Annotated in this window: 19 protein-coding genes and 1 tRNA gene; 9 read left to right on the top strand and 11 right to left on the bottom strand. The window is 62.8% G+C overall.

The genetic code is table 11. The features are described 5' to 3' along the window. Positions 1-21: 21 nt before the first annotated feature. From FAZ21_RS02700 to FAZ21_RS02675, 6 genes are all read right to left on the bottom strand, one after another. Positions 22-795, bottom strand: coding sequence for a glycosyltransferase (locus tag FAZ21_RS02700; RefSeq protein ID WP_136771747.1), 774 nt, complete (start codon positions 793-795; stop codon positions 22-24). A 121-nt stretch (positions 796-916) separates the two neighbouring features. Then, on the bottom strand, positions 917-2,368 hold the full coding sequence (gene rng, locus FAZ21_RS02695) for a ribonuclease G (protein WP_136771746.1): 1,452 nt from the start codon (positions 2,366-2,368) through the stop codon (positions 917-919). Between the two features lie 75 nt (positions 2,369-2,443). Next, entirely contained in the window at positions 2,444-3,460 is a 1,017-nt protein-coding gene (gene holA / locus FAZ21_RS02690; RefSeq protein WP_136771745.1) for a DNA polymerase III subunit delta, read from the bottom strand. Beyond that, a complete protein-coding gene (locus FAZ21_RS02685) occupies positions 3,450-4,016 on the bottom strand; it encodes an LPS-assembly lipoprotein LptE (protein ID WP_136771744.1) in 567 nt (188 codons plus the stop codon). Before FAZ21_RS02685 ends, holA begins: the two co-directional genes overlap by 11 nt. 13 nt (positions 4,017-4,029) lie before the next feature. After that, a complete protein-coding gene (gene leuS / locus FAZ21_RS02680; protein WP_136771743.1) occupies positions 4,030-6,654 on the bottom strand; it encodes a leucine--tRNA ligase in 2,625 nt (874 codons plus the stop codon). Between the two features lie 184 nt (positions 6,655-6,838). Beyond that, positions 6,839-7,156 (bottom strand): hypothetical protein, encoded by a 318-nt coding sequence (locus FAZ21_RS02675; protein WP_136771742.1) that lies wholly within the window; start codon positions 7,154-7,156, stop codon positions 6,839-6,841. Between the two features lie 103 nt (positions 7,157-7,259). Here FAZ21_RS02675 and FAZ21_RS02670 point away from each other — a divergent pair, with 103 nt between their 5' ends. Further along, entirely contained in the window at positions 7,260-10,424 is a 3,165-nt protein-coding gene (locus FAZ21_RS02670; RefSeq protein WP_136771741.1) for an AAA family ATPase, read from the top strand. Between the two features lie 32 nt (positions 10,425-10,456). Here FAZ21_RS02670 and FAZ21_RS02665 read toward each other — a convergent pair whose 3' ends face one another. From FAZ21_RS02665 to FAZ21_RS02650, 4 genes are all read right to left on the bottom strand, one after another. Then, positions 10,457-11,194, bottom strand: a complete 738-nt coding sequence (locus tag FAZ21_RS02665) for a dienelactone hydrolase family protein (protein ID WP_136771740.1) — start codon at positions 11,192-11,194, stop codon at positions 10,457-10,459. 22 nt (positions 11,195-11,216) lie between these two features. Next, positions 11,217-12,530: a beta/alpha barrel domain-containing protein gene (locus FAZ21_RS02660; RefSeq protein ID WP_136771739.1), complete on the bottom strand. Its 1,314-nt coding sequence runs from the start codon at positions 12,528-12,530 to the stop codon at positions 11,217-11,219. 93 nt (positions 12,531-12,623) lie between these two features. Beyond that, positions 12,624-12,700: transfer RNA gene (locus tag FAZ21_RS02655), tRNA-Pro, on the bottom strand. Between the two features lie 41 nt (positions 12,701-12,741). After that, positions 12,742-13,710 carry a polyprenyl synthetase family protein gene (locus tag FAZ21_RS02650; RefSeq protein ID WP_136771738.1) on the bottom strand — a complete coding sequence of 323 codons (969 nt, stop codon included), beginning with the start codon at positions 13,708-13,710 and terminating at the stop codon, positions 12,742-12,744. A gap of 266 nt (positions 13,711-13,976) precedes the next feature. On the opposite strand from FAZ21_RS02650, the gene rplU reads away from it, so the two are divergent. The 6 genes from rplU to FAZ21_RS02620 all read left to right on the top strand — a co-directional run bounded on the left by rplU (position 13,977) and on the right by FAZ21_RS02620 (position 20,754). Further along, entirely contained in the window at positions 13,977-14,288 is a 312-nt protein-coding gene (gene rplU, locus FAZ21_RS02645) for a 50S ribosomal protein L21 (RefSeq protein ID WP_026262726.1), read from the top strand. A 20-nt stretch (positions 14,289-14,308) separates the two neighbouring features. Beyond that, on the top strand, positions 14,309-14,581 hold the full coding sequence (gene rpmA, locus FAZ21_RS02640; protein ID WP_018746533.1) for a 50S ribosomal protein L27: 273 nt from the start codon (positions 14,309-14,311) through the stop codon (positions 14,579-14,581). Between the two features lie 105 nt (positions 14,582-14,686). After that, a complete protein-coding gene (gene obgE / locus FAZ21_RS02635) occupies positions 14,687-15,838 on the top strand; it encodes a GTPase ObgE (RefSeq protein ID WP_136771737.1) in 1,152 nt (383 codons plus the stop codon). A gap of 54 nt (positions 15,839-15,892) precedes the next feature. Next, a complete protein-coding gene (locus FAZ21_RS02630) occupies positions 15,893-17,161 on the top strand; it encodes a hypothetical protein (protein WP_246038458.1) in 1,269 nt (422 codons plus the stop codon). Between the two features lie 34 nt (positions 17,162-17,195). Further along, entirely contained in the window at positions 17,196-17,885 is a 690-nt protein-coding gene (locus tag FAZ21_RS02625) for a hypothetical protein (protein WP_136771736.1), read from the top strand. Between the two features lie 67 nt (positions 17,886-17,952). Beyond that, the gene (locus tag FAZ21_RS02620) at positions 17,953-20,754 is read left to right on the top strand and encodes an AAA family ATPase (RefSeq protein ID WP_136771735.1); all 2,802 of its coding nucleotides are present in this window, start codon (positions 17,953-17,955) and stop codon (positions 20,752-20,754) included. 131 nt (positions 20,755-20,885) lie between these two features. On the opposite strand, the gene FAZ21_RS20510 is transcribed toward FAZ21_RS02620, so the two are convergent. Beyond that, positions 20,886-22,697, bottom strand: a complete 1,812-nt coding sequence (locus FAZ21_RS20510; protein ID WP_136771734.1) for a hypothetical protein — start codon at positions 22,695-22,697, stop codon at positions 20,886-20,888. Positions 22,698-23,233: 536 nt separating this feature from the next. On the opposite strand from FAZ21_RS20510, the gene FAZ21_RS02610 reads away from it, so the two are divergent. Together FAZ21_RS02610 and FAZ21_RS02605 are read left to right on the top strand one after the other, a co-directional pair. Beyond that, entirely contained in the window at positions 23,234-23,581 is a 348-nt protein-coding gene (locus tag FAZ21_RS02610) for an MmcQ/YjbR family DNA-binding protein (protein ID WP_136771733.1), read from the top strand. Positions 23,582-23,883: 302 nt separating this feature from the next. Further along, positions 23,884-25,086, top strand: a complete 1,203-nt coding sequence (locus tag FAZ21_RS02605) for a THUMP domain-containing class I SAM-dependent RNA methyltransferase (protein WP_136771732.1) — start codon at positions 23,884-23,886, stop codon at positions 25,084-25,086. Positions 25,087-25,363: the final 277 nt, after the last annotated feature.

The raw sequence follows: 25,363 nt of genomic DNA, 5'->3' as shown, positions 1-25,363 counted from the left end.
AGTTGTAAGAATAAATCTCATCTAGCTTTTTCTTGGGCGACAAAGAAAGTAACGCAAGGCTGAACTCACGTGCCACCACAATGGCCATCCCCATGAGTAGGAAGAGCGTGTATGTCCATGCAGTATTTTGGCGCGTGGTTCGATCGCCACTTCGTATCCCTTTTTCTGAAGCCGCCGACATAAGTCGTAATCTTCCAAGTATAGGAAATAACGTTCGTCAAAGCCGTCGATGGCCTGTAGCGCTGCGGTCTTCAGCAACATGAAGCACCCTGAAATGATGGGTACAACGGTGGGCCGATCAAATGACAGCTTGCGTAGTTCGTACTGATCCATTCGCTTGGTCAGCCAGGCTCTGGGGAGGAAACGACGGCCAAACAGGATCAGCGGGGTGGGCTTGCCTTTGGCAAGGTATTGTCGGGCTCCGTCGAGCCCGAATACATCCGGCATCACTGCGCAGACGCGACTATTTGTATCAAGATAGCTGATCAGTCTGGGCAATGGGTTCTCTTCCCAGGCCACGTCCGGGTTGCACAACAAATGCAGATCCGCTTGAGGGTAGTCTCCCAGGCGTGCAAGCAAGCGGTTGTGCCCACTACCAAAGCCAAGATTGCGTCCCTCTGTTTGATATATCCATCCACGGCGAACCACTTCAGCATGCAAAGCGGTGCTGACGCCATTGTCGAACACCAGCACCTGTACCACTTCAGGCGTGTCATGTAGTTGGTTAAACAGCGGAACCAGTTCGCTGATCGGTGTTTTGTAGACCACGATGCCGACGGTGACGCGTCGATTCATACTCGGGCTTCCATCAAAAACAGATCAGGCACGGAAGGTGCACTGGACGCACGCTGCCCGCCTTGACCAATGGCAAACCCGGTTGCTGGGCACACGTTATGCGATCGAACCGCAGGTACATTTAAACCAGCACCACATCGAACTGTTCCTGCGAGTAGGCCGTTTCCACCTGCAGGTAGATCGGCTTGCCAATGAAGTCCGCCAGCATCGCCAGGCTGGCGGATTCTTCGTCGAGGAACATGTCGATCACGTTTTGCGATGCCAGGATGCGGTATTCGCGCGCATTGAACTGACGTGCCTCGCGCATGATTTCCCGCAGGATGTCGTAGCACACCGTTTCCGCAGTCTTGATTTCGCCGCGTCCCTGGCAGGTGGGGCAGGTCTGGCAGAGCACGTGGGCCAGGCTTTCCCGGGTGCGTTTGCGAGTGATTTCGATCAGGCCCAGGCTGGTGAAGCTGCTGACCGTTACCTTGGTGCGATCGCGTGCCAGTGCTTTCTTCAGTTCATCCAGCACCGCGGTTTTGTGTTCTTCGTTATCCATGTCGATGAAATCGACGATGATGATGCCGCCCAGGTTGCGCAGGCGAAGCTGCCGGGCGATGACCTGGGTCGCTTCCAGGTTGGTCTTGAAAATGGTGTCGTCGAAGTTGCGCGTGCCGACGAAGCCCCCGGTATTTACGTCGATGGTCGTCATGGCTTCGGTCTGATCGATGATCAGGTAGCCGCCGAATTTCAGGTTCACCCGCCGTGCCAGCGCGCGTTCGATTTCGGCTTCCACGCCATACAGCTCGAATAGCGGTCGCTCGCCACCATAATGCTGGATGCGCGGCAACACATCTGAGACGAACGAGGCGGCGAACTCGCCCATTTTCTGAAAATTCTCGCGCGAATCGACCATGACTTCATCGGTATCGGCATTCACCATGTCGCGGAGCACGCGCAGTTGCAGCGACAGATCCTGGAACAGCAGTGATTTGGCTGGCTGCGTTTGCGATTTCTGACGGATATCAGCCCAGATCAGGTCCAGGTAGTCGATGTCCGCGCGCAATTCGTCGTCGGTGGCGTGATCGGCCGAGGTGCGGATGATGTAGCCGTGGTGCTCGCTCGGCAGCATCTTTTCCAGCCGGCTGCGCAGGTGTTCGCGTTCCTCGCCGTTTTCGATGCGTTGGGAGATGCCGATGTGATGTTCCTGCGGCAGGAATACGAGAAAGCGCCCGGCGATGCTGATCTGGGTGGAAAGCCGGGCGCCTTTGGTGCCGATCGGGTCCTTGATCACCTGCACCACCACCGATTGCCCTTCGTGAACCAGGCGCTCGATGCGCTGCGGGTCGTTGGGATGCTGGCGTTGTTCGATCACGTCGGCGATATGCAGGAAGGCCGCGCGCTCCAGGCCGATCTCGATGAAGGCGCTCTGCATGCCGGGCAGCACGCGCTTCACTGTGCCCAGGTAGATATTGCCCACCAACCCGCGCTGGCTGGCCCTTTCGATATGGATGTCCTGGACGACGCCTTCTTCGATGGTTGCTACCCGCGTTTCCTGCGGGGTGATGTTCACCAGGATCTGTTCTTTCATCGTGTGTCGTGTAGCCAGTGAGTGTGGGTTGCGCGACGGCGGCGATGCGGATCGTCGAAGAAGGCCGGCGCGGGATCAGGGAGGCGAAGCCAGCGGCTTGCCCATCAGTGACAGGCCCAGGCGCAGCAGCTCATCCCACACTTCGCCCTGGCCAATGCCTTTGTTCAGTTGGTCGATGCGCGCGGCCTGTTTTTGTGCTGCACGCAGGATGGCGCCATTGATGCGCGACAGGGCCGGTTCGATCAGACGCTGCTTTTCGCCCCAGACACGGTTTTCCTTCAGTAACTGTGCCATGGGGACGCCACGGGCGCGGCCCTGTCCGATGCGCAGCAAGGCACGGATTTCCTCGGCCAACGCCCATAACACCAAGTGTGGCGCTTCGCCTTCCGCGCGCAACCCCTCCAGCATGCGTGCGAAGCGGGTGGTATCGCCGGCAAGCAACGTTGCGCCCAGTTGGAATACATCGAAGCGCGCCACATTGGCGACGGCGGCGGTGACTTCTTCCAGGCCAAGCTGGCCGGGCGGATGCAACAGGCCCAGCTTCAGGACTTCCTGGTGTGCTGCAAACAGGTTGCCTTCCACGCGATCGGCGAGGAACCCCAGCGCCTCCTGCGTCATTTGCTGGTTCTGGCTTGCCAGGCGCGCGGTGATCCAGGCAGGCAGGGCGTTGCGCTCGACCGGGCGTGCCTCGATGGTTTCACCCGCCTGGCTCAGCGCCTGGAACCATTTGCCGTTCTGAGCGGTGCGATCAAGCTTGGGCAGTTGCACCAGGGTGAGCGTATCGGGTGGCAGGTTGCTGCAATAGGCTTCGATGGCCTTTGCACCTTCCACGCCCGGCTTGCCGTTGGGAATGCGCAGTTCCACCAGCTTCTGGCTGGCGAACAGGGAGAACGAGTTGCCGATCATGCCCAATTGCGACCAGGAGAATCCGGCTTCGACGGTCAGCACTTCGCGCTCGGCGTAGCCGGCCGCGCGTGCCGCGTCCCGCACCGCCTGGGCCGCTTCCAGTGCCAGGAAGGCTTCGTCGCCATGGATGATATACAGCGGGCCGAGGCCACGCGCGAGCTGGCGCGGCAGGTCCTCAGTACGCATCCAGGCGCGGCCCTTGCGATTCCGGGGTCTTGGTCGGCGTCTGTTCCACTGGCGTGGCGGCGCTCTTTTTCGCCTGTGCGCCAGTACGGCGCAGAATTTGGCGTGCCGCGTCCTGCCGCAGATCGTTGATCAGCATCTGCGCCTCGGCTTCCTTGCCCAGCTCGTTGTTTTCGTCGTAGGTGTAGTCGCGGAACAGGCGGATCGCGCTGCTCGGGATCAGCGCCTGGTTACCGGGCTTGTTCACCCGGTAACTCACCGTGTAGTAGATCCGGTATTCGCTGACCTTGCCGTTGCTGTTCAGGCTGAGAATCTTGCGCTCGCTGTTTTCCGAATCCACCGCGATCATCGCGGCGTCGCTGCTGGCCGCATCCAGCAATTGCACGGTCGGAATCTGCCGCAGTTCGATTTTCAGTTGCTCCGCGACCGGGCCACTGCCACTCACGAAGGCCTTGGGGTAGGGAAAGATCCCGCCGCCCGGCCCCATGCCGCGCAGGTGAAAGCCGCAGGCGGCAAGCAGCGCGCACAGCGCCAGCGTGGTAAGGAAGCGCAGGGTCATTGGCGGGATTCCGTTAGGCGACGATGTTGACCAGGCGGCCGGGCACGACGATCACTTTCTTTGGCGCGCCGGTAACGAACTTGCGTACGTTTTCGTCGGCCAGCGCGGCGGCTTCGATCGCCTCGCGACTGGCGTCCTTTGCTACCTTGATCTGTGCGCGCAGCTTGCCGTTCACCTGCACTACCAGTTCGATTTCGTCCTGCTCCAGCGCGGTGGCGTCAACCTGCGGCCATCGCTGGTCGAGCAACTCGCTGCCGGGACGCAGTTCGTTCCACAGCGCATCGGCCGCATGCGGCACGATGGGCGACAGCAGCAGCACAGCGGCTTCCAGCACTTCCTGTGCTACGGCGCGGCCCGCGTTGCCGCCCAGGTCAGTCTTGCCATAGGCGTTCAGCAACTCCATCACCGCTGCAATGGCGGTATTGAACTGCTTGCGGCGGCCATAGTCGTCGCTGATTTTGGCGATGGCGCTGTGCAGCGAGAAGCGTAGCGCCTTCAGCGGCGCGCTCAGTTCGCCACCCTGGTAGCGCTCGGTCACACCGGCGGCTACGTGTTCGTGAACGGTGCGCCACAGCTTGTTGAGGAAGCGGAATGCACCCTGTACGCCCGCGTCGGACCATTCCAGCCCCTGCTCCGGCGGTGCTGCGAACATCATGAACAGGCGCGCGGTGTCGGCACCGTATTGCTCGATCAACGATTGTGGGTCGACGCCGTTGTTTTTGGACTTCGACATCTTTTCGGTGCCGCCAACCACCACCGGCTGGCCATCGCGCTTGAGCAGCGCTGCCACGGTACGGCCCTTTTCATCGCGCTGGATCTCGACATCCGCTGGATTGATCCAGTCCTTCTTACCGTCGGGCAGGTCGCGATAGAAGGTTTCGGCGACGACCATCCCTTGCGTCAGCAGGTTCTTGAACGGTTCGTCGCCGCTGAGCAGGCCTTCGTCGCGCATCAATTTGTGGAAGAAACGCGCATACAACAGGTGCAGGATGGCGTGTTCGATGCCGCCGATGTACTGATCCACTCCTCCCTGGCCCAGCCAGTAGTCCGCCGCCGGCTTGTCGACCATGCCGCCTTCGAATTGCGGTGAGGCATAGCGCGCGTAGTACCAGCTCGATTCCACGAACGTGTCCATGGTGTCGGTCTCGCGCTTGGCCGCGCCGCCGCATTTCGGGCAGGTGGTCTCATGGAACTCGGGCATCCGCGCCAGCGGGTTGCCACGGCCATCCGGCACCACATTTTCGGGCAATTTCACCGGCAACTGGTCGGCCGGGACCGGCACATCGCCACAGCTTTGGCAGTGCACGATGGGAATCGGGCAGCCCCAGTAGCGCTGGCGGGAAATACCCCAGTCGCGCAAACGGTATTGCGTGCGACGCGCACCGTGGTCGCCGTTGGCCAGATCGGCAACGATTGCGTCGAAGGCGGCGGTAAACCCCAGACCATCGTACTTGCCGCTGTTCACGGTGGTGATGCTATCGTCTTTGGCGGCATACCACTCCTGCCAGGTGGTGCTGTCGAAAGCCGGTTCGGCGCCGTTGCCGCGATAGACCTGCCTGATCGGCAGCGCGTATTTGTTGGCAAACTCGAAATCGCGTTCATCGTGCGCCGGCACCGCCATCACGGCCCCTTCGCCGTAACCCCACAATACATAGTTGGCGACCCATACCGGCAGTTTGTCGCCGGTGAGCGGGTGAACGACGAACTCGCCGGTGGGCATGCCTTTCTTTTCCATCGTGGCGACATCGGCCTCGGCAACCGAACCGGCCTTGCATTCGGCGATGAAGGCGGCAAGTGCCGGGTTGTCGGCAGCGGCGCGGGTGGCCAGCGGGTGTTCTGCGGCGACGGCAACATAGGTGGCGCCCATCAGGGTGTCGGGGCGCGTGGTGTACACCTTGAGCTGGCCGGCTTCGCCGGCGGTGTCGATGTCGTAGTCGAAGACCACGTCCGCGCCGAAGCTCTTGCCGATCCAGTTGCGCTGCATGGTGCGCACCTGATCCGGCCAGCCGTCGAGCTGGTCCAGGTCGGCCAGCAATTCGTCGGCGTATTGCGTGATGCCGAAGTAGTACATCGGTATCTCGCGCTTTTCGACCAGCGCGCCGGAGCGCCAGCCGCGCCCGTCGATCACCTGTTCGTTGGCCAGCACGGTCTGGTCCACCGGGTCCCAGTTCACGATGCCCGATTTCTTGTAGATCACGCCCTTTTCGAACAGCCGGGTGAACAGCCATTGTTCCCAACGATAGTAGTCGGGCTTGCAGGTGGTGACTTCGCGTTCCCAATCGATGGCCAGGCCCAGGCGCTTCAACTGGGTCTTCATATAATCGATGTTGGCGTAGGTCCACTCGGCCGGCGCGTGGCCGGAATTGAGCGCGGCGTTTTCCGCCGGCATGCCGAACGCATCCCAGCCCATGGGCTGCAGCACGTTGTAGCCGTTCATGCGCATGAAGCGCGACAGCACGTCGCCGATCGTATAGTTGCGCACATGCCCCATGTGCAGCTTGCCGCTGGGGTAGGGGAACATCGACAGGCAGTAGTACTTGGGTTTGGCGGTATCCTCGACGGCCCGGAAGGCCTGGGTCCGTTCCCACTTGGATTGAGCGGCGACTTCGAGGTCGCGCGGTTGGTATTGATCGTGCATGGAAGAACCCGGGAACCGTTCGCAAAACACAGGATTATATGTCAAGGAACGCGCCGCGTGCCGGGGCGCTGGGCGGGATGCGACCTGGCCTGGGCGCGGGCGGCCGTCGCGACCGACCCGGCGCAATCGCATGAAGGGCGACGAGGTGGTTTTTCCGTGAGGGTGGCAGAAGGCTGGCTGCGGGCTAAAGATCCGGCAGCCGGTGGATCTCATCGTAGAGCAGACCGACCAGAAAGCCGGGCGAGGTCACGTCGGGCACTTCGCGCAGATCGACCGACAGCGTGTAGGTGGCGGGGTTGTAGAACAGATGGCCAGACATTTCCGGCGTCGAGATATGAAAGCCAGTCGCCGTCGGGGTCACGTCGAAGCCGGACTGCGCAAGGCGCTGTTGCAAGCCACGTAGCTTGCGCCCGGACACGCCAAGGATCTGGAAGGTGGGCAAACCCATGCCGTTGCGCTCCGGAGCGTGGCCGCCAGGGGCACGCAGGTATTCAGGTGACATGGACGCATGTTAAATAAGCAGGCTTGATTGCCTGCGTATCATTTAAGGATCAGTTCGGTGGGTCGCTGACAAGGCGGCCGGCCGTGGAGCGATGTCACTAGCCATGAATTCCGCCGCCCCGTTCGCCGGCTCCAATCGCTCGGTGACGCTGCCCAACGGGCGCATTGCCGCGTTGCGACGCGCCCGCTTGCTGACGCAGGCCCAACTGGTCGAAGCCTGCGTGCAGCAGCGGTTGTATGTCTCCATCGCCACATTGAAGCGGGCGGAAGGCGGCCGCAGCGTCAGCCTGCGTACCGCCAGCGATCTGGCGCGCTTTTTCGAGATGAGCCTGCACGAACTGCTGGTGCCGATGGTCCCGGTGGCCTCGCCACCGCCAGGCTGGTCGGAAATGCGTACGGTGCCGTTGCTGTGGGTGGTGCCGCCAGCGCAGGAATGGGTTGAAACCCTGGAGAACCTCATCGGCAATCTGCGTGGCCAGCGTGTGATGGGGGATGAGGGTGATCTGTTGTGCTACGCCTTCGGCCTGGACGATGAATCCGGCGATGCGCCGTTCTATGCGGCCCACGCGGCGTTGCGGTTGCGCGAGTTCGAATGGCCGGGGCGGTGTCCCGGCGCCTGGATCGATTTCGACGAAGTTCTCCTGGAGTCGGCGGCCGCGCCCTGGCACGACGCGACATCGCCCGCACAGAAACCGGAAGCGGGCTTGGTGCGGGTATCCGCGTCGATCCGCTCGGCCCTGGGCAGTGCCTTCGTCCTCAGCGCGGAACCTGGCGATCTATGGCGGATCGAAGGGCGCGCGCAAGCGCAGTTGCCTGACACGCCGGCACTGGCTGGACGCCAGCTCGAGTTGCAGCGCTTGCTCACTGGGCTGGATGAATGCCGGCGTGGCGGCGTGGCGTCGATGGCTCTGCTGCGAGGCGGGATCGGCATCGGCAAATCGCGGCTGGCGGGCGAATGCGTTCGCCGTGCTGGCGCGGAAGGCTTCGAGCATCACGTTGTCTATGCCAGGCAGCATCTGGCTGAACACGACACATCGCTGCTGGGGCGTCTGGTGGTGCAACTGGCCGGCGATGGTCGCGTCCCGGTACATGCGGCGTTGCCAGGGCTGGGGCTGGAACATGGCGCGATGTTGCGGCGACTGTTGGGACAGCCGCTGACCCCGATGTTGCAGGGCATCCTGGCCGCCACCGATCCGCTGCGCGCAGAACGATTGCAGGCCGACCTGTTGCGCGAGCTGTTGCGCCGACGCGCGGCATTGATGCCGCAACTGCTGGTGATCGATGACGCGCACGAAGCCGACGATGTGTTCTGGCGGGCGCTGATCGACGCGTTGGCCCAATTGCCGGCCTATCCCATTCTGGTCCTGGCCACCCTGCGCATGGGCAGTCTGCTGGAGCGCGAGCTGGCATCGCGCATTGCCGCAGCCTGCGTGCCCTGTTTCACGCTCGACCTGTCGCCGCTGACGCAGGCCGATGCACGTCAGTTGGCGGTGGCGGCGGGTCATGGTGGTGGCGCGCGCATGGAAGCCTGCCTGCTGCGAGCTGGGGGCAACCCCTTGTTTCTGGCATGTCTGCTGGCGGGGGCCGACGACCCGGCGGCGCTACCCGATTCGTTACGTGCCGCCGTGCATGCGGAGGTGGGACGGCTGATGCCGGCTGAGCGTTACGCACTCGGTGTGGCCGCCGTCGCGGGCGATGGTTGCACCGCCGCCATGCTGGAAGAGGTATCGGGCGTGGCATTGCAGCCCGAGCGGGTCGGTCTGTCGCTGCTGATCGTACGGCTGGGCGAGGACTGGCGCTTCACGAGTTCGCTGGTGCGCGAGGTGGTGTACCAGCAATTGCAGCCCACAATGCGACGGATGCTGCATTTGCGGCTGGCCGAATGGCATCGCGAACGGGATGCCGCCGCCTATGCGCGGCACCTGGCGCTGGGCGGCGCTCCCCAGGCCATTGATGAACTGCTGACCACTGCCGCGCGCGAGATGGCGCAATGGCGCGATGCGGCCGCCATGTCCTTGCTCGACATGGTCCAGGCGCTACCGCAAACGCCCGGGCACTCAGTGCGGATGCATCAGTTGATTGGCGAACTGCACTTGAAGCGGGGCAAGCCCGCGCTGGCGGCAGTCCATTTCCGTCGTGCGACCGAAGCCGCCGCCGCCGAAGGTGCCTTCGATGCCAGGCTGTCGGGGGTGGAGGCGCTCTTGCAACTGGACCGGATCGATGAAGCGCTCAATGTCCTGCAAACACTGGAGCCGGAGGTTTACGCCGCGCCAGCGGCAATCCGGGCACGGCTACATTACCTGCGCGGCCGGGCGTGTTTTCCGCTCAACCGCGTGGCCGATGGTGCGGCGGCTCAGCGGATCGCCCTGGAGCAGGCGCGTGCCGCGGCCGATCCCGCCTTGCAGGCAAGGGCTCATTCCGGCCTGGGCGACGCGGCTTATGCCATGGGTGCATTTGCCGAGGCGCGCGACCATTTCCGCGCCTGCCTGGCGCTATGCGGCGATCATGGCCTGCTGGCGGTACAGGCCGGCAACCGGGCCGCGTTGGGGTCGGTGCTGCTGTATCTCGGCGATGTGACCGCCAGCCTGGAAGAAACGCTGTACTCGCTGGATATCGCCCGCCGGATCGGCCATGCCCGGGCGGAAGCCTTCGCTTGTCTGGTGGCGGGCTGGGTGTTGCTGGAAATGGATGAGGCCGACTCCGCCACCGAGTACCTGGAGCAAGGCGCGCAGGTGGCCGAAGCGGTCGGCTTGCTGCGTTTCCAGGTGCTGTGCGGCGAGGGTAAGGCTCGCGCGGCGCGAGCCCTGGGCCGAGTGGATCAGGCCCGGCAACTGGCCGCATCGGCCTGGCAGTTGACCGAGCAATGTGCCTTGCATGCCTACGCCGGCCCGTGGGTGCTCGGAACCCTGGCGGGTTGTTCCACTGCGGCGGAGCGGGTGCCGTTGCTCGATGCCGCACGACAGGAGCTGCCGCAGGCGATGTATCACAACGCACTGCAATGGCATGCCGGGTTGATCCGGCTGGCACTGGAGGAGGGCGATTGGGCCGGCGCGGCGCGCTGGGCCGAAGCGCTGGCGCAGGTGCCGCGTACCCAGGGATTGCCATGGGCGGAGCCCTATCTGGCGCTGGCGCGGCTTGCCGCCCTGCAACCCGCCGAAATCGCTGGTTGCTGCCGCGCCGCCGCCGCGCAAGCCGAAGCTGGCGGTTACCTCGATCTGGCGCGCCGGCTGCGTGCGGCGGCTGTGCGTGCCGATGCTGGACTGGCCTGATCGAGAATCGCCGGCAGGCTTGCCCCCAGCGATCAACGTAGCGTGCGGCTGAACAGATCGAACGCCAGTTGGTAGCCCAGCAAGGCCAGTTGCGGATCGTAGCGCTCGCCTTCATCGCGCATGAACGCATGCTGGCCATTGACCTCATGCCAGGTGAAATTGCGGCCGGCCGCGACCAGCGCCTGGTACACCTTGGCCCGGCCCTCCGCCGGGATGTGCGGATCCTGCTTGCCCCAGATCATCAGCAGTTCGCCCTGGATGTCGCCCAGCCGTTCCATGCTGTGTTGACCCGGACCATTCGGAATCACCTGGGTATGCAGATCGGTGGCATAGAAGCATGCCGTAGCGCGTACCTCCGGCTGCAACGCGGCACGGAACGCCAGATGACCGCCAATGCAGAAGCCCATCGCACCCAGCGCGCCGCTGTACCAGGGCTGCTGGGCCAGCCAGTCGATCATGGCGCGGTTATCGCTGTCGTAGTGCTCGGCGGTCTTGGCGGTCTTGTCAGCGTTGCCCTTGTCGCGGCCGGCGTCGTCATAGGCCAGGACGGTGCCGATCGGATTGAGTTCGTGGAATACCTCCGGCACCAGCACCGCGTAGCCATGCCCGGCCAATAGGCGTGCCGCGCGTTCGATGGGGCCGGTCTGCTGGAAGATTTCGGAATAGAACAGCACGGCGGGGCGGCGGGCATCGCCGACCGGGCGATGCACATAGGTGCGCATGGTGCCGGTTGGCGTTGCGAGATCGATGTGCTGGCTTTGAACGATCATGGCTGGTTCCTTCGAGGGTGGGTCATTGAGGGGCGAGCGCGCGGCGGTAGAGCGCGATCAGGTTGGGCGGATCGTCATAAGCAATGCGCTGGCCGGCGATCATGTCCTGGCGCATCAGCACGCGCATCCGGTCCAGCACGCCCTGGCTGACCGGCTCGATGATGCCGCATTCGGCCAGCCGGCCGGCGATGACGGGCGTGTCGCTGGCGACCGGTGCCACGCGCCAGCCGGCCGGCGCGCCGATGCGCTGCGGCGGCAGATCCATCCAGGTGGCGCCGGTCTGTTCGAAAAAGGTGAGCATCGTGCGATAGGCATTGGCGCCGATCACCGGGAAGTCGTTCGGTTCGGCTTCCAGGGTGTTGATCCGCGTCATCGCCTGCACGACCGGGTACAGGCGCTCCAGCCGATAGCGCCGGGCCACATTCTGATTGCCGATCCGTGCCAGGTTGGCCAGCAACTCGGAGCTGGGGGCGTGACCGATGGTGGCGGCTTCGCGCGCGAAGCCGGCCCAGACGCCATCGGCGCCATTGAGCAGTGCCTCGATCAGATTGGCGTTTTCCATCCCGCAACCGACATGCATGTGCACCAGCAGGCGCTGATCGGGGCGCAATTGGGCGCGGACCACGGCGGTCATGGTGCCGACCTGGAACGGAAAACTGGTGCCCCGGCCGTCCTCGAACGCGGCGGCGGCCACTGGCTGCTGCGCCAGCACCGCGGCAATGGTCGCCACCCATTCCCAGTCCTCGTAAAAGGCGTCGGGCATGTCCTGGTAATTGATATAGATACGCGGCGGGCCGCTCCGGTCTCCGCGCAGGTTGGCGTACAGCCACTGGATGCTGGCAACCAGGCGGTCGATGAACGACTGGCGCGCCTGCGGCGTGGGCGCCACGAAGGCGCGTGAGACATCGATGTCGAGAATGGTGTTCGGAATGCCGTAATCCACCAGCTTGGTCATGCTGAGGTCGGGCTGGAAATCACCGTTCGGTTGGAAGGTGCCGATGGTGGCGAAGGCGAAACAGCCGGTCAGGTCCGCGCCCGAGGCCTTGAGCTGCTGGGCAAAGACATCGTCAACTTGCGGTACTTCGGGCAACGAGACATCGAAGGTGCCGAGCAGAATGTCGGTAAAGCCCATCTCCCGCGCCAGTTGCAGCAACTGGTACTTGTTTTCCACCGTGTGCCCCATCGGGATGCCCACCGCCGGCTCGCGCAGCGACAGATCGAGCAGCACCGGGTCGACGCCTTGCAGGAAGGTGGTCTTGTTCTCCATTTCGGCAATGCGCGCGGTACAGGTGGCGCGGGATTGGGCGGAAAGGGGCGGGATCGGGTAGGGCGTCATCGGCAGTCCTTGAGCGAGGGGAAATCCGCTACAGGATAGACGCGCCGGACAAGAAAAAACCGCAAAGCGATGCTTTGCGGTTTTTTGTATTCCTGGTCGGGGTGAGAGGATTCGAACCTCCGGCCTCTACGTCCCGAACGTAGCGCTCTACCAGGCTAAGCTACACCCCGACTGCGAAGAGGCGCAATTATTACAGCGGCCCCCAAGGCTGTCAACTGCTGCGATTGACGGCCAGGTCGGCCAGTTCCAGCAGCGCGGCAACGGCGGGGTTGGGGGTCAGTTCGGCCAGCATGGCGCGGGCTTGTCCGGCCTCCTGGCGCGCGATGTCCAGCGCGTAATCCAGCGCGCCGCAGTCGCGAACGGCAGATAACACGGCCGGAAAATGCTCGCGCTGGGCATGGGTCAGCGCTTCACGCACTACGTCGCCCTGCGCGGCGGTGCCATGTTGCATGGTGTAGATCAGCGGCAGAGTCGGTTTGCCTTCGGCGAGGTCGTCGCCCAGATTCTTGCCGATCTCGTCCTGGTTGCCGGTGTAATCGAGGACGTCATCGACGATCTGGAATGCCGTTCCGAGATGCATGCCATAACGAGCCATGCGGTCTTCCACCTCCGGCGCGGCATCGACCAGGATGGCACCCAGGCGCGAGGCGGCCTCGAACAGCTTGGCGGTCTTGTACTGGATCACGCGCAGGTAACCGGCTTCGTCGATATCGACGTTGCCGATATTCATCAACTGGAGGACTTCACCTTCGGCGATGATGTTGGTGGCGTCGGCCAGCACTTCCATCACGCGCAGTGAGCCGCAGCTCACCATCAACTGGAACGCACGGGTGTAGAGAAAATCGCCGACCAGCACGCTGGCGGCGTTGCCGAATAGCGCGTTGGCGGTGGCGCGGCCCCGGCGCAGGCCGGATTCGTCGACCACATCGTCGTGCAGCAGGGTGGAGGTATGGATGAACTCGATCACCGCGGCCAGCCGGCGATGATGGTCACCCTGGTAGCCCAGGGCCTGGGCGGCCAGCAGCACGATCATCGGGCGCAAACGCTTGCCACCGGATGTGACAATGTATTCGGCCACCTGGCGCACCAGGATCACGTCCGAATAGAGGCGGTCCCGGATCAGCGCATCGACTGCCGCCATTTCCGAGCCGACGACCGACTTGACGAATTCCGTCGCCACGCATTGCTCCTGCTGTTGGGCCTTCCGATCAAGCCGGCGATGTTAGCACGAGAAATGCACCGCCCGCGCGGTGGCGAGCGGGTGAGAGGCGCGGGTATTCGCCTGCCGGAAACGAGCGTTCGAAGAGGGAAGCTGGCGCGCGCGGCCGTGGCCATTTCGGCTAAGTGTTTGACGCAAAAGCGGGTTGCGCGTATATTCGCGCGTTCCCCTTTTTGTACCGAGGGGTAGCGCGCATGGGGCGCGCATCCGACTTATTGGAGCTCGTTATGTATGCAGTCGTAAAAACCGGTGGCAAGCAGTACAAAGTTGCCGTCGGCGAAAAACTCAAAGTAGAACAGATTGCTGCAGACATCGACAGCCAGATCGTACTGAATGAAGTATTGATGGTGGCGAACGGTGATGCAGTGACAATTGGCAGCCCGCTGGTGGCTGGCGCGGCGGTGAAGGCCACGGTGGTTTCGCAAGGCCGTCACGACAAGGTCCGCATCTTCAAGATGCGTCGTCGCAAGCACTACCAGAAGCGTCAGGGCCATCGTCAGAACTACACCGAAATCCGCATCGACGCGATCGACGCGTAATCAGCTAGGAGCTTACAACCATGGCACACAAAAAAGCTGGCGGTAGTTCCCGTAACGGCCGCGACTCCCAGGCCAAGCGACTTGGCATCAAGGTTTACGGCGGCGAGCTGATTCCGGCTGGTTCGATCATCGTGCGTCAGCGCGGTACCGAATTTCACCCGGGCGAAAACGTCGGCATGGGCAAGGACCACACCTTGTTCGCCCTCGTTGACGGCTATGTGAAGTACGCGATCAAGGGCGCCGCACGTCGCCGCACCGTGATCGTGCAGCCGTACACCGGCGAAGAAGCCTGATCGGTTTCTTCTGCACCTGAAAGAAGCCCTATCCTCCGATAGGGCTTTTTTCTTTGGAGAGACAGCGAACGCCTGCCTCCCGCATCCATTCAGTACGAGCGCCAGATGAAATTCATTGACGAAGCAAGAATCGAAGTGATCGCCGGCAAGGGCGGCAAAGGCTCGGCCAGCATGCGCCGCGAGAAATTCGTGCCGCGCGGCGGTCCGGATGGCGGTGACGGTGGTAAAGGTGGCACCGTCTGGGCCGTGGCCGACCAGAACATCAACACGCTGGTCGATTATCGCTTCGTCAAGAAATACAAGGCACGCGACGGTGAATCCGGTCGCGGTGCCGATTGCTACGGTGCCGCGGGCGACGATATCGACCTGCGCTTCCCGGTCGGTACCTTGATCACCGACGCGGAAACCGGTGAAACCGTGGCCGACCTGACGCAGGACGGTCAGCGTATCGCGCTGGCCAAGGGGGGTAAGGGAGGCTGGGGCAACATTCACTTCAAATCGTCGGTCAACCGTGCACCGCGCCAGACCACGCCGGGCGAGGAAGGCGAGCGTCGCGAGCTACGGCTGGAACTGAAAGTGCTGGCGGACGTTGGCCTGCTGGGTATGCCCAATGCCGGCAAGTCCACTTTCATTGCCGCGGTTTCCGCTGCGCGCCCCAAGGTGGCGGATTACCCCTTCACCACGCTGCACCCCAATCTGGGCGTGGTACGGATCGATGAAAACCGTAGCTTTGTCGTTGCCGACATCCCCGGCCTGATCGAAGGTGCCGCCGAAGGCGCGGGCCTGGGTCATCGTTTCCTCAAGCATTTGCAGCGCACTGGCCTGCTGCTGCACATCGTCGACATGGCGCCGTTCGATGTCGAAGTCGATCCCGTGGCCGAGGCCAACGCCATTGTCGAGGAGCTGCGCAAATACGACGATGCCTTGCACCGCAAGCCGCGCTGGCTGGTGCTCAACAAGCTGGACATGGTACCGGTCGATGAGCGCGAGCAGCGCGTCGCCGATTTTCTCGCCGCACTGGGGATCACCCAGTTGCAGCCCGATCCACTGGCACCATTCGACGCCGGCTTCCTGCGCGTATTCACCATGTCGGGCCTGACTGGCGAAGGTTGCCGCGAACTGACCTACGCCATCATGGATTACCTGGAAGCCGCGCGCGCTGAAGTGCGCGAGGCCGAGGCACAGCAACCGCCGGCACCGGTGCTCGAGGAAGAAGAAGCCGATGCGCTGGATCACTTCGACGGCGACGAGAACTGAGCCCGCCGCAACGGATGCGCTGCACCCTCTTTGCCACGTGACCGCGGCGGGTTATTGTCCTTCCCCATGCAGATCGAGCCTTTACTGACCGATTTTTTCCAGGCCGGCTACGACGCACGCGACCTGGGTCCGCTGGATGCGCTGTTGCGCGCGAAGCCTTATCTCGACGCGCTGATCACGCTGTTTCGCGGTGGCGAGGATGAAGTGCTGATGCGCCTGCTGGTGCTGCGCGAAATCGGCGCCCGTGCCGACGCGCCGCGCTGGAGCCCACAGGATCTCCAGGCACACTTCGTCTATCTCAACCCCATCAAGCTCGAAACCGTGCTGCAACGTCTGCGGCAGAATGGGCTGCTGGTATGGGACAGCGATGCCGCGCTGTACTCGTTGTCCGAACCGGGCCGCGTCGCGCTGGCCGCCGTTGCCACGCTGACCCAGTTTGCTGACGACGATGCCGAACTCGGCTATCTGACCGCGCAGGTTGCGGCCGGGCAGGCAGTGGGCAATATCTCGCGCGAAACCTTGCAGCATCTGCTGGCGCGGTTGAACGAACTGCATGCCGATTTTGAAACCGCGCTGGAATCGCAATCGGAGTTCCAGATCCGCGCGGCGCGGCAGAAGCTGCAAAGCGTGTGGAAGTGGGTGGAAAAGGGCACGCAGGTGATCCAGCAGGTGCTTGCCACCGAAGACGGCGATCGCCAGGTGCAACAGGTGGCGCAATCGATCGCCCTGGCGCAAGGCCGCATGTTGCGCATGACCGGTGTGTTCCAGCGGCGCCTGGCCGAACTGGCGGCGCAACGTGTCCACCTCGGGCAATCCGGCCTGACCTCGACCAACGTCGCCGACTGGCTGCGCGGGCAAAGCCAGGAGGCGCTGGCGTCCCTGGGACGCGATTTGCTCAGTTTCAGCCCACAGCCCGACTTCGTTGTTTCCGACATCCTGCTCGACGTGACCGAGTTCGAGTTGCTGGAGCGCGAGCGTGCCGGCGATGCCGTCACCGCATTGCCCACGTCGGAGCTGGCGGCGTCGATGTCGGCGGTCGAGGCGGAGCGACTGGTTTTGGCCGAAGAACTCTACGAGTTTCTCAAGGATGTAAGGGCCGACGCGTCGCTCGCCGATGCCGTGCTGGCGGAGACCTACCCGGAAACGGCGTATCGCCTGTCGCTGCTGTCCTTGCTGGGTGATGCCGAGGCAGCGCTGGAGCAGAGCGTCGTCGCGCAATTGGTCAAGCTGCCACTGGTACTGGAAGCCGGCGCCGAGGTGGATGAACTGGATCACCCCGAGGTCGCCACCCTGACCCGAGGCCGGCTGCGGCCGCTCCCATGAATCGCGCTTCGCGCACCTGTCCCCACGAGATCCGATGGACCAAGCACTGAATATATTGGTGGCGCGTCTGCTGGCGCATCGCTTCATTTCGCGCCGCGATCCGCTGGCACGCCGTGCGCTGATCGACGAAGCATTCCGCGAAAGCCTGGAACACCGGTTGCACGAATGTGGCATGCAATTGCTGGAAAATCCCTACGCCGAATACATTGCCATCGGTCTGAAGCCGGAGATGGAAGATTGGGTGTTCGGCGAAGGCGAAAACTGGCTGTCGAACAATATGGGTCTGCCGCGCGATGCCATCGCACTGCTGGTGGTGTTGTGGGCGCTGATCATCCTGCCCAAGCGCGAACGACAGATTGCCCGCGCCGCCAGTGCCGGCGACACGCAATCGGACATGTTTGGCGAGCAGAAGCCGATTGCCCATGGCGAGGAAATCGCCCTCGGCGTGCCGGAAGATGCGATCTACGCCGATTTCGGCAAGAAGCTGGGCGGCAAGGCGCGCTTCTCGATGAACCTGGGGCAACTGGCCAAACTGGGCTTCGTCATCCGCCGCAACAAGATGATCCACGAAGGCCCGCTGCTCGACCTGATGATCGACTACGCCAAGCTCGCGCCGCGCATCATCGAAGGCGCATTGGGCGAAGTGCTGAAGCTGTCGGGCACGCGGATCGCGGTCGAGGCCGACGAAGACGCGCTCGATACCGACGCCGAACTGGAAGTGTGACCCCCTCGAAGATTGACGGCGACCTGCGCGACCGACCGGCACGCAGCGCGCCAGCCAAGGAAGCCTGATGTTCCAGATCCGCGAACTCGAAATGATCCACTGGGATTTCTGGCGCGCCATCCGCGTGCCACTGGATGCCCAGATCGTCACCATCGTCGGCCCCAATGGCTCGGGCAAGACCACACTGCTCGATGCTCTGCGCACGCTGCTGGCCCTGAAATGCTCTGGCCGGCGCGACTACAAACGCTATGTGCGTAACAACCGCGAAAACTACGCGTGGTTGCGCGGCGTGGTGAACAACCCCCGCCGCAGCGGCGGCGGGCTGTTTCCCTATCTGTTTTTCCCCGCCACCAGTGAAGTGGTGACGTTGTTCTGCCGGATTCGCAAGCAAGGGGGCGACTGGGTGCGGCAGTACGCCATCGGCGAAGGCGATATCACGCTGAATGTCGAAACCGAAAGTCAGTTGCAGTGGCTGGGCGTGAACGAGTACAAGCGCCGGCTGGAGCAGGCCGGGCTGACACCCGCCATTGCCGAAGTGCTGGCACTGGAGCAGGGCGACACCGACAAGATGTGCGAGTACAGCCCTAAGGCGCTGCTCGACCTGGTGTTCCAGGTATTCGGCGACAAGCAGGTGCTGGATCACTATGCCGAAGCCAAGGTTCGGCTGAAGGAGGCCGAAGGCGAGCTGTCCAAGATGGAGCAGCAGATGGCGCAGCTGGGCCTGGACGTGGAGCGACTGAAGCTGCGTGCCAACAACTATCTGGAGTGGCGGTCGTTGCAGGGCGATATCGACCGCCTGGAGAGTACCGCGATTCCGGCACTGCGCTACATGGAGCAATGGGAAGCGCTGCGCGGGTACATCGGCCAGTTCAAGGGCGCGCGCCGCGGGTTGCGGCAGCGCCAGGACGAACTGGATGTGGCTGATGCGGATTTCCGTGCCGTCGATGAGCGCCAGGTTGCGGCGCTGGCGCAGGAACAGGCGGCCCGTGCCGATTACGACGCCGCCTTTGCCACCTTCCAGGTGGCGCGTGACGCGGCACGCGACAGCGAAAAGACGATGAAGGAAGCCGAACGCCTGCGGCAACTGGCCGAGCTGGAGCACGGTGCCGATGCTGTTGCGCTGAACGACCGCCTGGGCACGCGAAAGGAAGAGGCCGCCCAGTTGCGGCAGGCGCTGAAGGATATGAAGGATGAGCGGCAGCAATTGGCGGAAAGCCAGTTTGCCTTGCAGCAGGGCCGGCAGCCACATCCCGAGTTCGTACGCGCCATGCGCGCGGCACTGGATGAGGCCGGCATCGGGCACCAGTTGCTGACCGAGATCGTCGAAGTGCGCGACAACAGTTGGCAGGATGCGGTCGAAGCGCTGCTGGCCCCCTATCGCCACATCATCCTGCTCAACCGCGCCAGTGATCGGCAGCGTGCATGGGAAATCGGCCAGCAACTGCGCTACCGGCACTTTGTGGTGCCGGAGCGCGAGGCGGTGGCTGGCGTGCTGCGCAACAGCATTCTGGAAATCGTCGATTTCAAGGCGGATGCGCCGGGCTGGCTGATCGGGCTGCTCAATCGTACCCAGCGCGCCAAATCGGTGGCCGAAGGCAACAAGCTCGACGGCGACTGGATCACCCGCGAGGGTTACCACAAGGAACGACGCGGCGCGCGCGACATCTCGGCCAAGGTCAGCGATTACGCCTTTGGCGAAGCGGCGCGCCATACCCGGCTGGCCGAAGTCAGCCGCCGCCTGCGCGACCTCAACGAACGCATCCTGGCCGACGAAAGCCATTTGATCGAACTGGAGCGCGAAGCTTCGACCTTGCAGCAGTCGTTGATGGGCATGCAGGCCGTGGTACAACTGGCCGCGCGCCAGGACGAGTTCGCCGCGGTGGCCGCGCGCTGGCCGGAGGAGGAAAGCCGCGCCCAACAGGCCGGTGCCGCGCTGGCGGCCGCGCAGGCTGCCTGGGAAGAAACACGCAATGCGCGCGAGGAAGGCCGTGTGCAATTCGAGCGCAGCAAGGATCAACGTATCCGGCTGGAGGCCCAGGTGAATGGGCTGCTGGAACAACTTACCCGACAACGCGACGAACAAAGCCGCCAGGTTCGTGCGCTGCGGCAGAGCAAGGCGGCGCTGGGCGAAGACCTGAAAACACCGAGCGCCTTGAAAGCGATGCGTGAGGAATACGGCAGCGTGCGCGAAGTACAGCACCTGATCGAACGCGAGCGTACCCGGTTGGCGCAAAGCGAATGGGAAACCGATCCCACCATCGTCGCGCGGCGCGACAAGCTGGCCGAAGACTACGCCGCGCTGGGACGCGATACCCAACTACATCGCAGCGAAGTGGAGCGCACCGGACAACTGACCGATGAGGCGCGCGCCGCCTACATCAACAAACTCAAGGCGACGGTGCGGGCCTATGGCCGGAACGTGAAACGCCTGGGCGAACTGGCAGGCATCGAGGTCGAACTGGAGTTACCGCAACTGGACAACGACGACCTGACTCTGGCGCAGGCGGGGTTGTCGGCGCGCTTCAATTTCGACCAGAAAGGCATGATGGGATTGAATGACGGCGAGGCATCCGGCGGTCAGCAGGTGATGAAATCGCTGATCCTGCTGATCGGCCTGATGATGGATGACGCCAACCCCAGTGGTTTCGTCTTTATCGATGAGCCGTTTGCCCACCTGGATATCTTCAACATCGACCGCGTCGGTGGGTTCCTCAAGGCCACGCAGGCGCAGTACCTGATCACTACGCCGCTGACGCACAACACCAACGTCTATGGTCCGAGCGAACTGACGCTTACCACGCGCAAGAAGCAGGCCGGCGAAACCTGGGCGCCGGTGATCGCGCAGACGAGACGGCGTATTCACGCCTGATGCCTGGCCTTATCCCGCTGATGGTGTCGGGATGGGCGGATGAAAATCGGAAGCAAGGCCCTCCAAAAAAGCCCCCATCGCTGGGGGCTTTTCATTGCGGATCGCCAAGGCGGCGATGCCGATGGGCTGGATCAGTTGCAGCTGCCCACGTCCTTCCAGACACCCCATTCGCCTGATTGGGTGGGATTGTCACCCTTGGTCCACCACTTGTTCTGATAGTTACGGCCGTCGAGACTCACGCTGTTGTTGGGGGTCGCGTAGGTGGCGGTGCTATTCCACGCGGGTGCGCAGCCGGTCAGCGACTTGGGTGCTACCGTAGGTTCCGGGGTAGGCACGACCGGCGCTGGCGTTGGCGTTACCGGCGCGGGAGTCGGGGTTACCGGTTCCGGCGTCGGGGTCACCGGCGCGGGTGTCGGAGTCGGCACCGTGGTCGGTGTCGGCGTGACGGTGGGGACCGGCGTCACCGGCAGGGTGCCGCCGCACTCGGTGGTTGCTGTCCAGGGACCGTATTCATCCGCGCCCGGCTCGTTGTTCTGGGTCCAATAGCCGGATTTCCAGTTTTGCCCGTTGTGCGACACCACCATCCCCGGGGTATCGTAAATGAGCTTGGCGCTCCACTCACCCTGGCAGGTTTCGCCCGGCTTGATACCGCTGCCAGTGGTTTCCGTATCCGGATCGTTGACGCCCTGGGCAAAGGTCTTGACCGGTACCGTGGTCAGCACGACCTCGACGATACGACCAAAATCCTCGCGATAGCTGATCGTCCCATTCTTGGCGGCCGCATTGAACACATTCTGCGCATTCGGGCGGATCTTCGACATGGCCTCGGTGGAGTAATAGCCGTAGTTCTCCAGCAACTCCAGATAGGCCGAGATGTCTGACCAGCTGAACCGCTCCTCATACTTGGTCGGAGCATTGCCCAATTGCTTGGCGACATTGGGAATCTGGCGGACATATCGTGTGCCGAAGTCGTTTTGCTTGGTGAAGCAGGTCCAGTCGTTGACGAGGTCGGTGACGTTCATGCAACGGTCGAAGGTGGCGTTATCCTTCATCGGCTGATCTTTGGCCGCGTAGGGGCCGCGGTTGTACATAAAGCTCAGCATGATGGACAGCGCATCCGGATCCTTCGCACCCTGGATGAACTGATGGATGCGGTTGCCGGATTGGGCAAGGCCCTCGGCGGTCTGGCTCCAGGAGAGCGAGCCGGTGTTGATACCGGTCGCCGAGGCGTTGTAGTACGCCGAAGCAGCCGCCGAGCCCAGGATGTTGCGTGCGGGGCCATTGTTCGAGCTCAGCACGGCTTCCGGGTTCATCGGCGCGAAAATGGCCGGGAAGCCACCAAAGCCCGCACCCTGGAGTTCGGCGAAGCCGCTACCCGGATACTCGATTTGCAGAACGCCGTCGTCATCGCCCACGCCCATGCCGTTCTTGGGCAGGTCATTGCCGAGTGACGATTCCTGAAGGCCCTTCGACAGGTAGTAGTTGGGCCCCATGTTGCGCATGAAGTAGTCACCGAAGTATTCGCCGGTGCCGAAGGGCTTGGACAGGTCGAAGGTGCCGCCGGGCTTGTTCAGGCCATACTGCATGAGGACCATGCTGTTGAACGCAGCGTGGGCGAATGCCATGGCCCAGAGCTTGTGCTCGACAATGCTGGATGTGGATGGCTTGCCCAGGATGCCAAGGTTTGCGACGGCAGCGTAATCGCGCTTGAAATCGATGTTGCGTTGGTCGCAGCTACTTTCGTTCAGGATGAACTTTTCGCCGTCGGCCTTGATGTCGCAGTGATAATTGACGGTGATCTTGTCACCCAGATCAATGCGATATCCGCTTGCCGGCAACAATTGCTGGAATTCGTTGACGGTCAATTGTTTTGCCGCCATGGCCGAGCCGGCCAGTCCGGACAACAATAAACTGGCGGTGATAACTTTGAGTTTAATGCTCATACTGCCTCCTGAATTGTTGTTTGATGCTCCAGAGGCTGCGCCGACTCAAGTTTTTATATGGACGAATTTGGCGCTCCGGGCATTTGAAACGAATCCACTTCTCGGAGCAATGGCCATGCTGCGTTGCTCGGTACCACAAGCCCGGTGAGGGCTATGGGTGGAAAGAACAAGGCATCAATATTGCTTACAGGGTATGGCGCGAAAAATTCCCTTATTTGACGGACTATGAGCGGGCCGATAAATAGTGGGAATAGCTTGCGTTGTCATGGAACGACTGACCGCTTGTTTTGCCATTCGTCTGCGCCGTATGACCGGCCGCAGTGCGCATTAATGAATACAGCCAATTCAGTGGCTGAATGCGGTGCAGCGGTAACCCGACTTCGGGTGGCTGCATGGCGCGGGCATCATGCTTCCATGGCTCATGCAACGGCCGAATGGTTGGGATCACTCATTGACCGTCCGTCTGGGTGCGATCCCCATGTGACCATGCGGGCTGAACATGGATAATCGCGCCATCTTCAGGAGGAAGCATATCGATGACCCCCGCCCGCTTTCGTGAGCAATGCGCTGCCCAGGCTGGCGCTACGGTAGACATCAAGTGGGGTAGCAACGAAGTCTATTCGGTGGGCGACAAGATGTTTGCCATCTATGGCCTGGAACACGGAAGGATCGCGCTCAAGGTTGCGCCGGAACGGTTTCTTGAACTGACCGATCGACCAGGGGTGCATCCCGCGCCGTACCTGGCGCGTTACTACTGGGTCGCCCTCGACAGTGCCGACATCCTGCCCAGCGCACAGTTGCTGGAACTGATGCATGATTCCTATCGCTTGGTCCGGGCCAGATTGCCTGCCAAGACTCGCGCGGCGTTACCGCAAGACAAATAACCATGGCTGAAATGAAAAAGACCCTCACCCTGCCCGGCAAGCCCCTTGCAGAACCCGGAAGCACGTCCGACGACGCTCGCAAACGTCCTACCCGCCCCGGTGCGCGTGGCCATTTCAAACCCACTGCGCCACAAGGGGGAGCGAGCGAACAAATGGAAGCGCCGCGCGGAGCGCGTGGAGGGGCCGCATCCAGTGAGTCGCGCACTGAAAGTCGGGGTGGTGGCCCGCGCAACGAGTATCGCGGCGAGCCGGCGCGCGCTCCCAAGGTTCCCAGGGGGGACGATGGCCACGGCGTGCAGGGGATGTCGGCGGCAAAGCCCGCCCCACCGCGCCCGGCGGCCCAACCCAAGGCCATTTCCGCTACTGGCATCCAGCAGTTCTTCGCGCCGAGCCCGCGCGGGTTGGAAGCCCTGCTTGCCAACGAACTCAGAGCCATTGGCGCCCAGGATATTCGTCCTACCGAGGGCGGCGTCGCCTTCAGCGGTGGCTGGGAACTGGTCTATGCCGCCAATCTGCACTCGCGGATCGCCAGCCGCATCCTGTGGCGCATCGACGAACGCGCCTATCGTAGCGAGTCGGACCTGTTCCGCATGGCTGGCCGCATCGACTGGCCGGCGTTGTTCCCGGTGAGCCGCACCATCAAGGTCGGCGTGACCGCGCAACGCAGTCCGCTGCGCAGCATCGAGTTCGCTGCACTCAAGATCAAGGATGCCATCTGCGACGTGTTCCGCGCGGCTACGGGGGAGCGGCCAAGCGTGGATACGCTGGCGCCGGATGTGCGGATCCAGTTGTTCCTCACCGACCGTACCGCCACGCTCTATATCGATACCTCGGGCGAGGCACTGTTCAAACGGGGATATCGTCAGCAAAACGTCGATGCACCGTTGCGGGAGAATCTTGCTGCCGGCCTGCTGCAACTGGCGGGCTGGCATGGCGATTGCGCATTGTTCGATCCCATGTGTGGCAGCGGGACGTTTCTTATCGAAGCGGCATCATTGGCCATGCGGCGCGCGCCGGGGCGTGACCGCCGTTTTGCATTCGAGCGGCTGGCATTGTTCGACGAGCAGGCATGGCAGGCCGTGCGACAGGAAGCGCGCGCGTACGAACTGCCGGCGCTGCCTCATCCCATTGTCGGCAGCGATCGCGATGCCGTGGCGGTGGCCGCCACGCGAGAGAACCTGGTCGCCGCCGGGCTGGCGGAACATGTCGAGCTCAGAACCGGTGATGTATTGGATGCCCAGGCGCCTGCTGCATCCGGCGTATTGATCGCCAACCCGCCTTATGGGGTACGCCTGGAAGATCAGGAGGCGCTGGCCGAGTTCTATCCGCGGCTGGGCGACGCGCTCAAACGCAACTTCGCCGGCTGGCGCGCCTATCTGTTCACTGCGGACCTGCGTGTACCCAAGCTGATCCGGCTTTCCGCCACCCGCCGCCTGCCGCTCTACAACGGTGCGCTCGATTGCCGTTTGTATGAATTCAAGCTGGTGGAAGGCTCGAATCGCTGAGCCTGAACAACAAACAGGCCGCCCGGATGGGCGGCCTGTTTGTTGGGATGTCCGGTTTCAGTGCCGATGCCAACGTAATGTCTGCTTGCCGATCAGCGAGTTAAGCATCGGATGACAAAAATGTTGAAGCGGGGTGTTGACGGTATGAGGGGCCGTCCGTATAGTTCGGTTTCTCCGCAGCAGACACAGCGCAGAACGAGGCGAAACGAAGAGTTTAGCAGGTTTCAAAAGCGCAGTGTCCGAAGCAACCGATCTTTAACAAATTACAGCCGATGCG

The organism is Chitiniphilus eburneus, from assembly GCF_005048205.1.
Classification (GTDB): Bacteria; Pseudomonadota; Gammaproteobacteria; order Burkholderiales; family Chitinibacteraceae; genus Chitiniphilus; species Chitiniphilus eburneus.
This window is presented reverse-complemented; position numbering and strand designations above follow the sequence as displayed.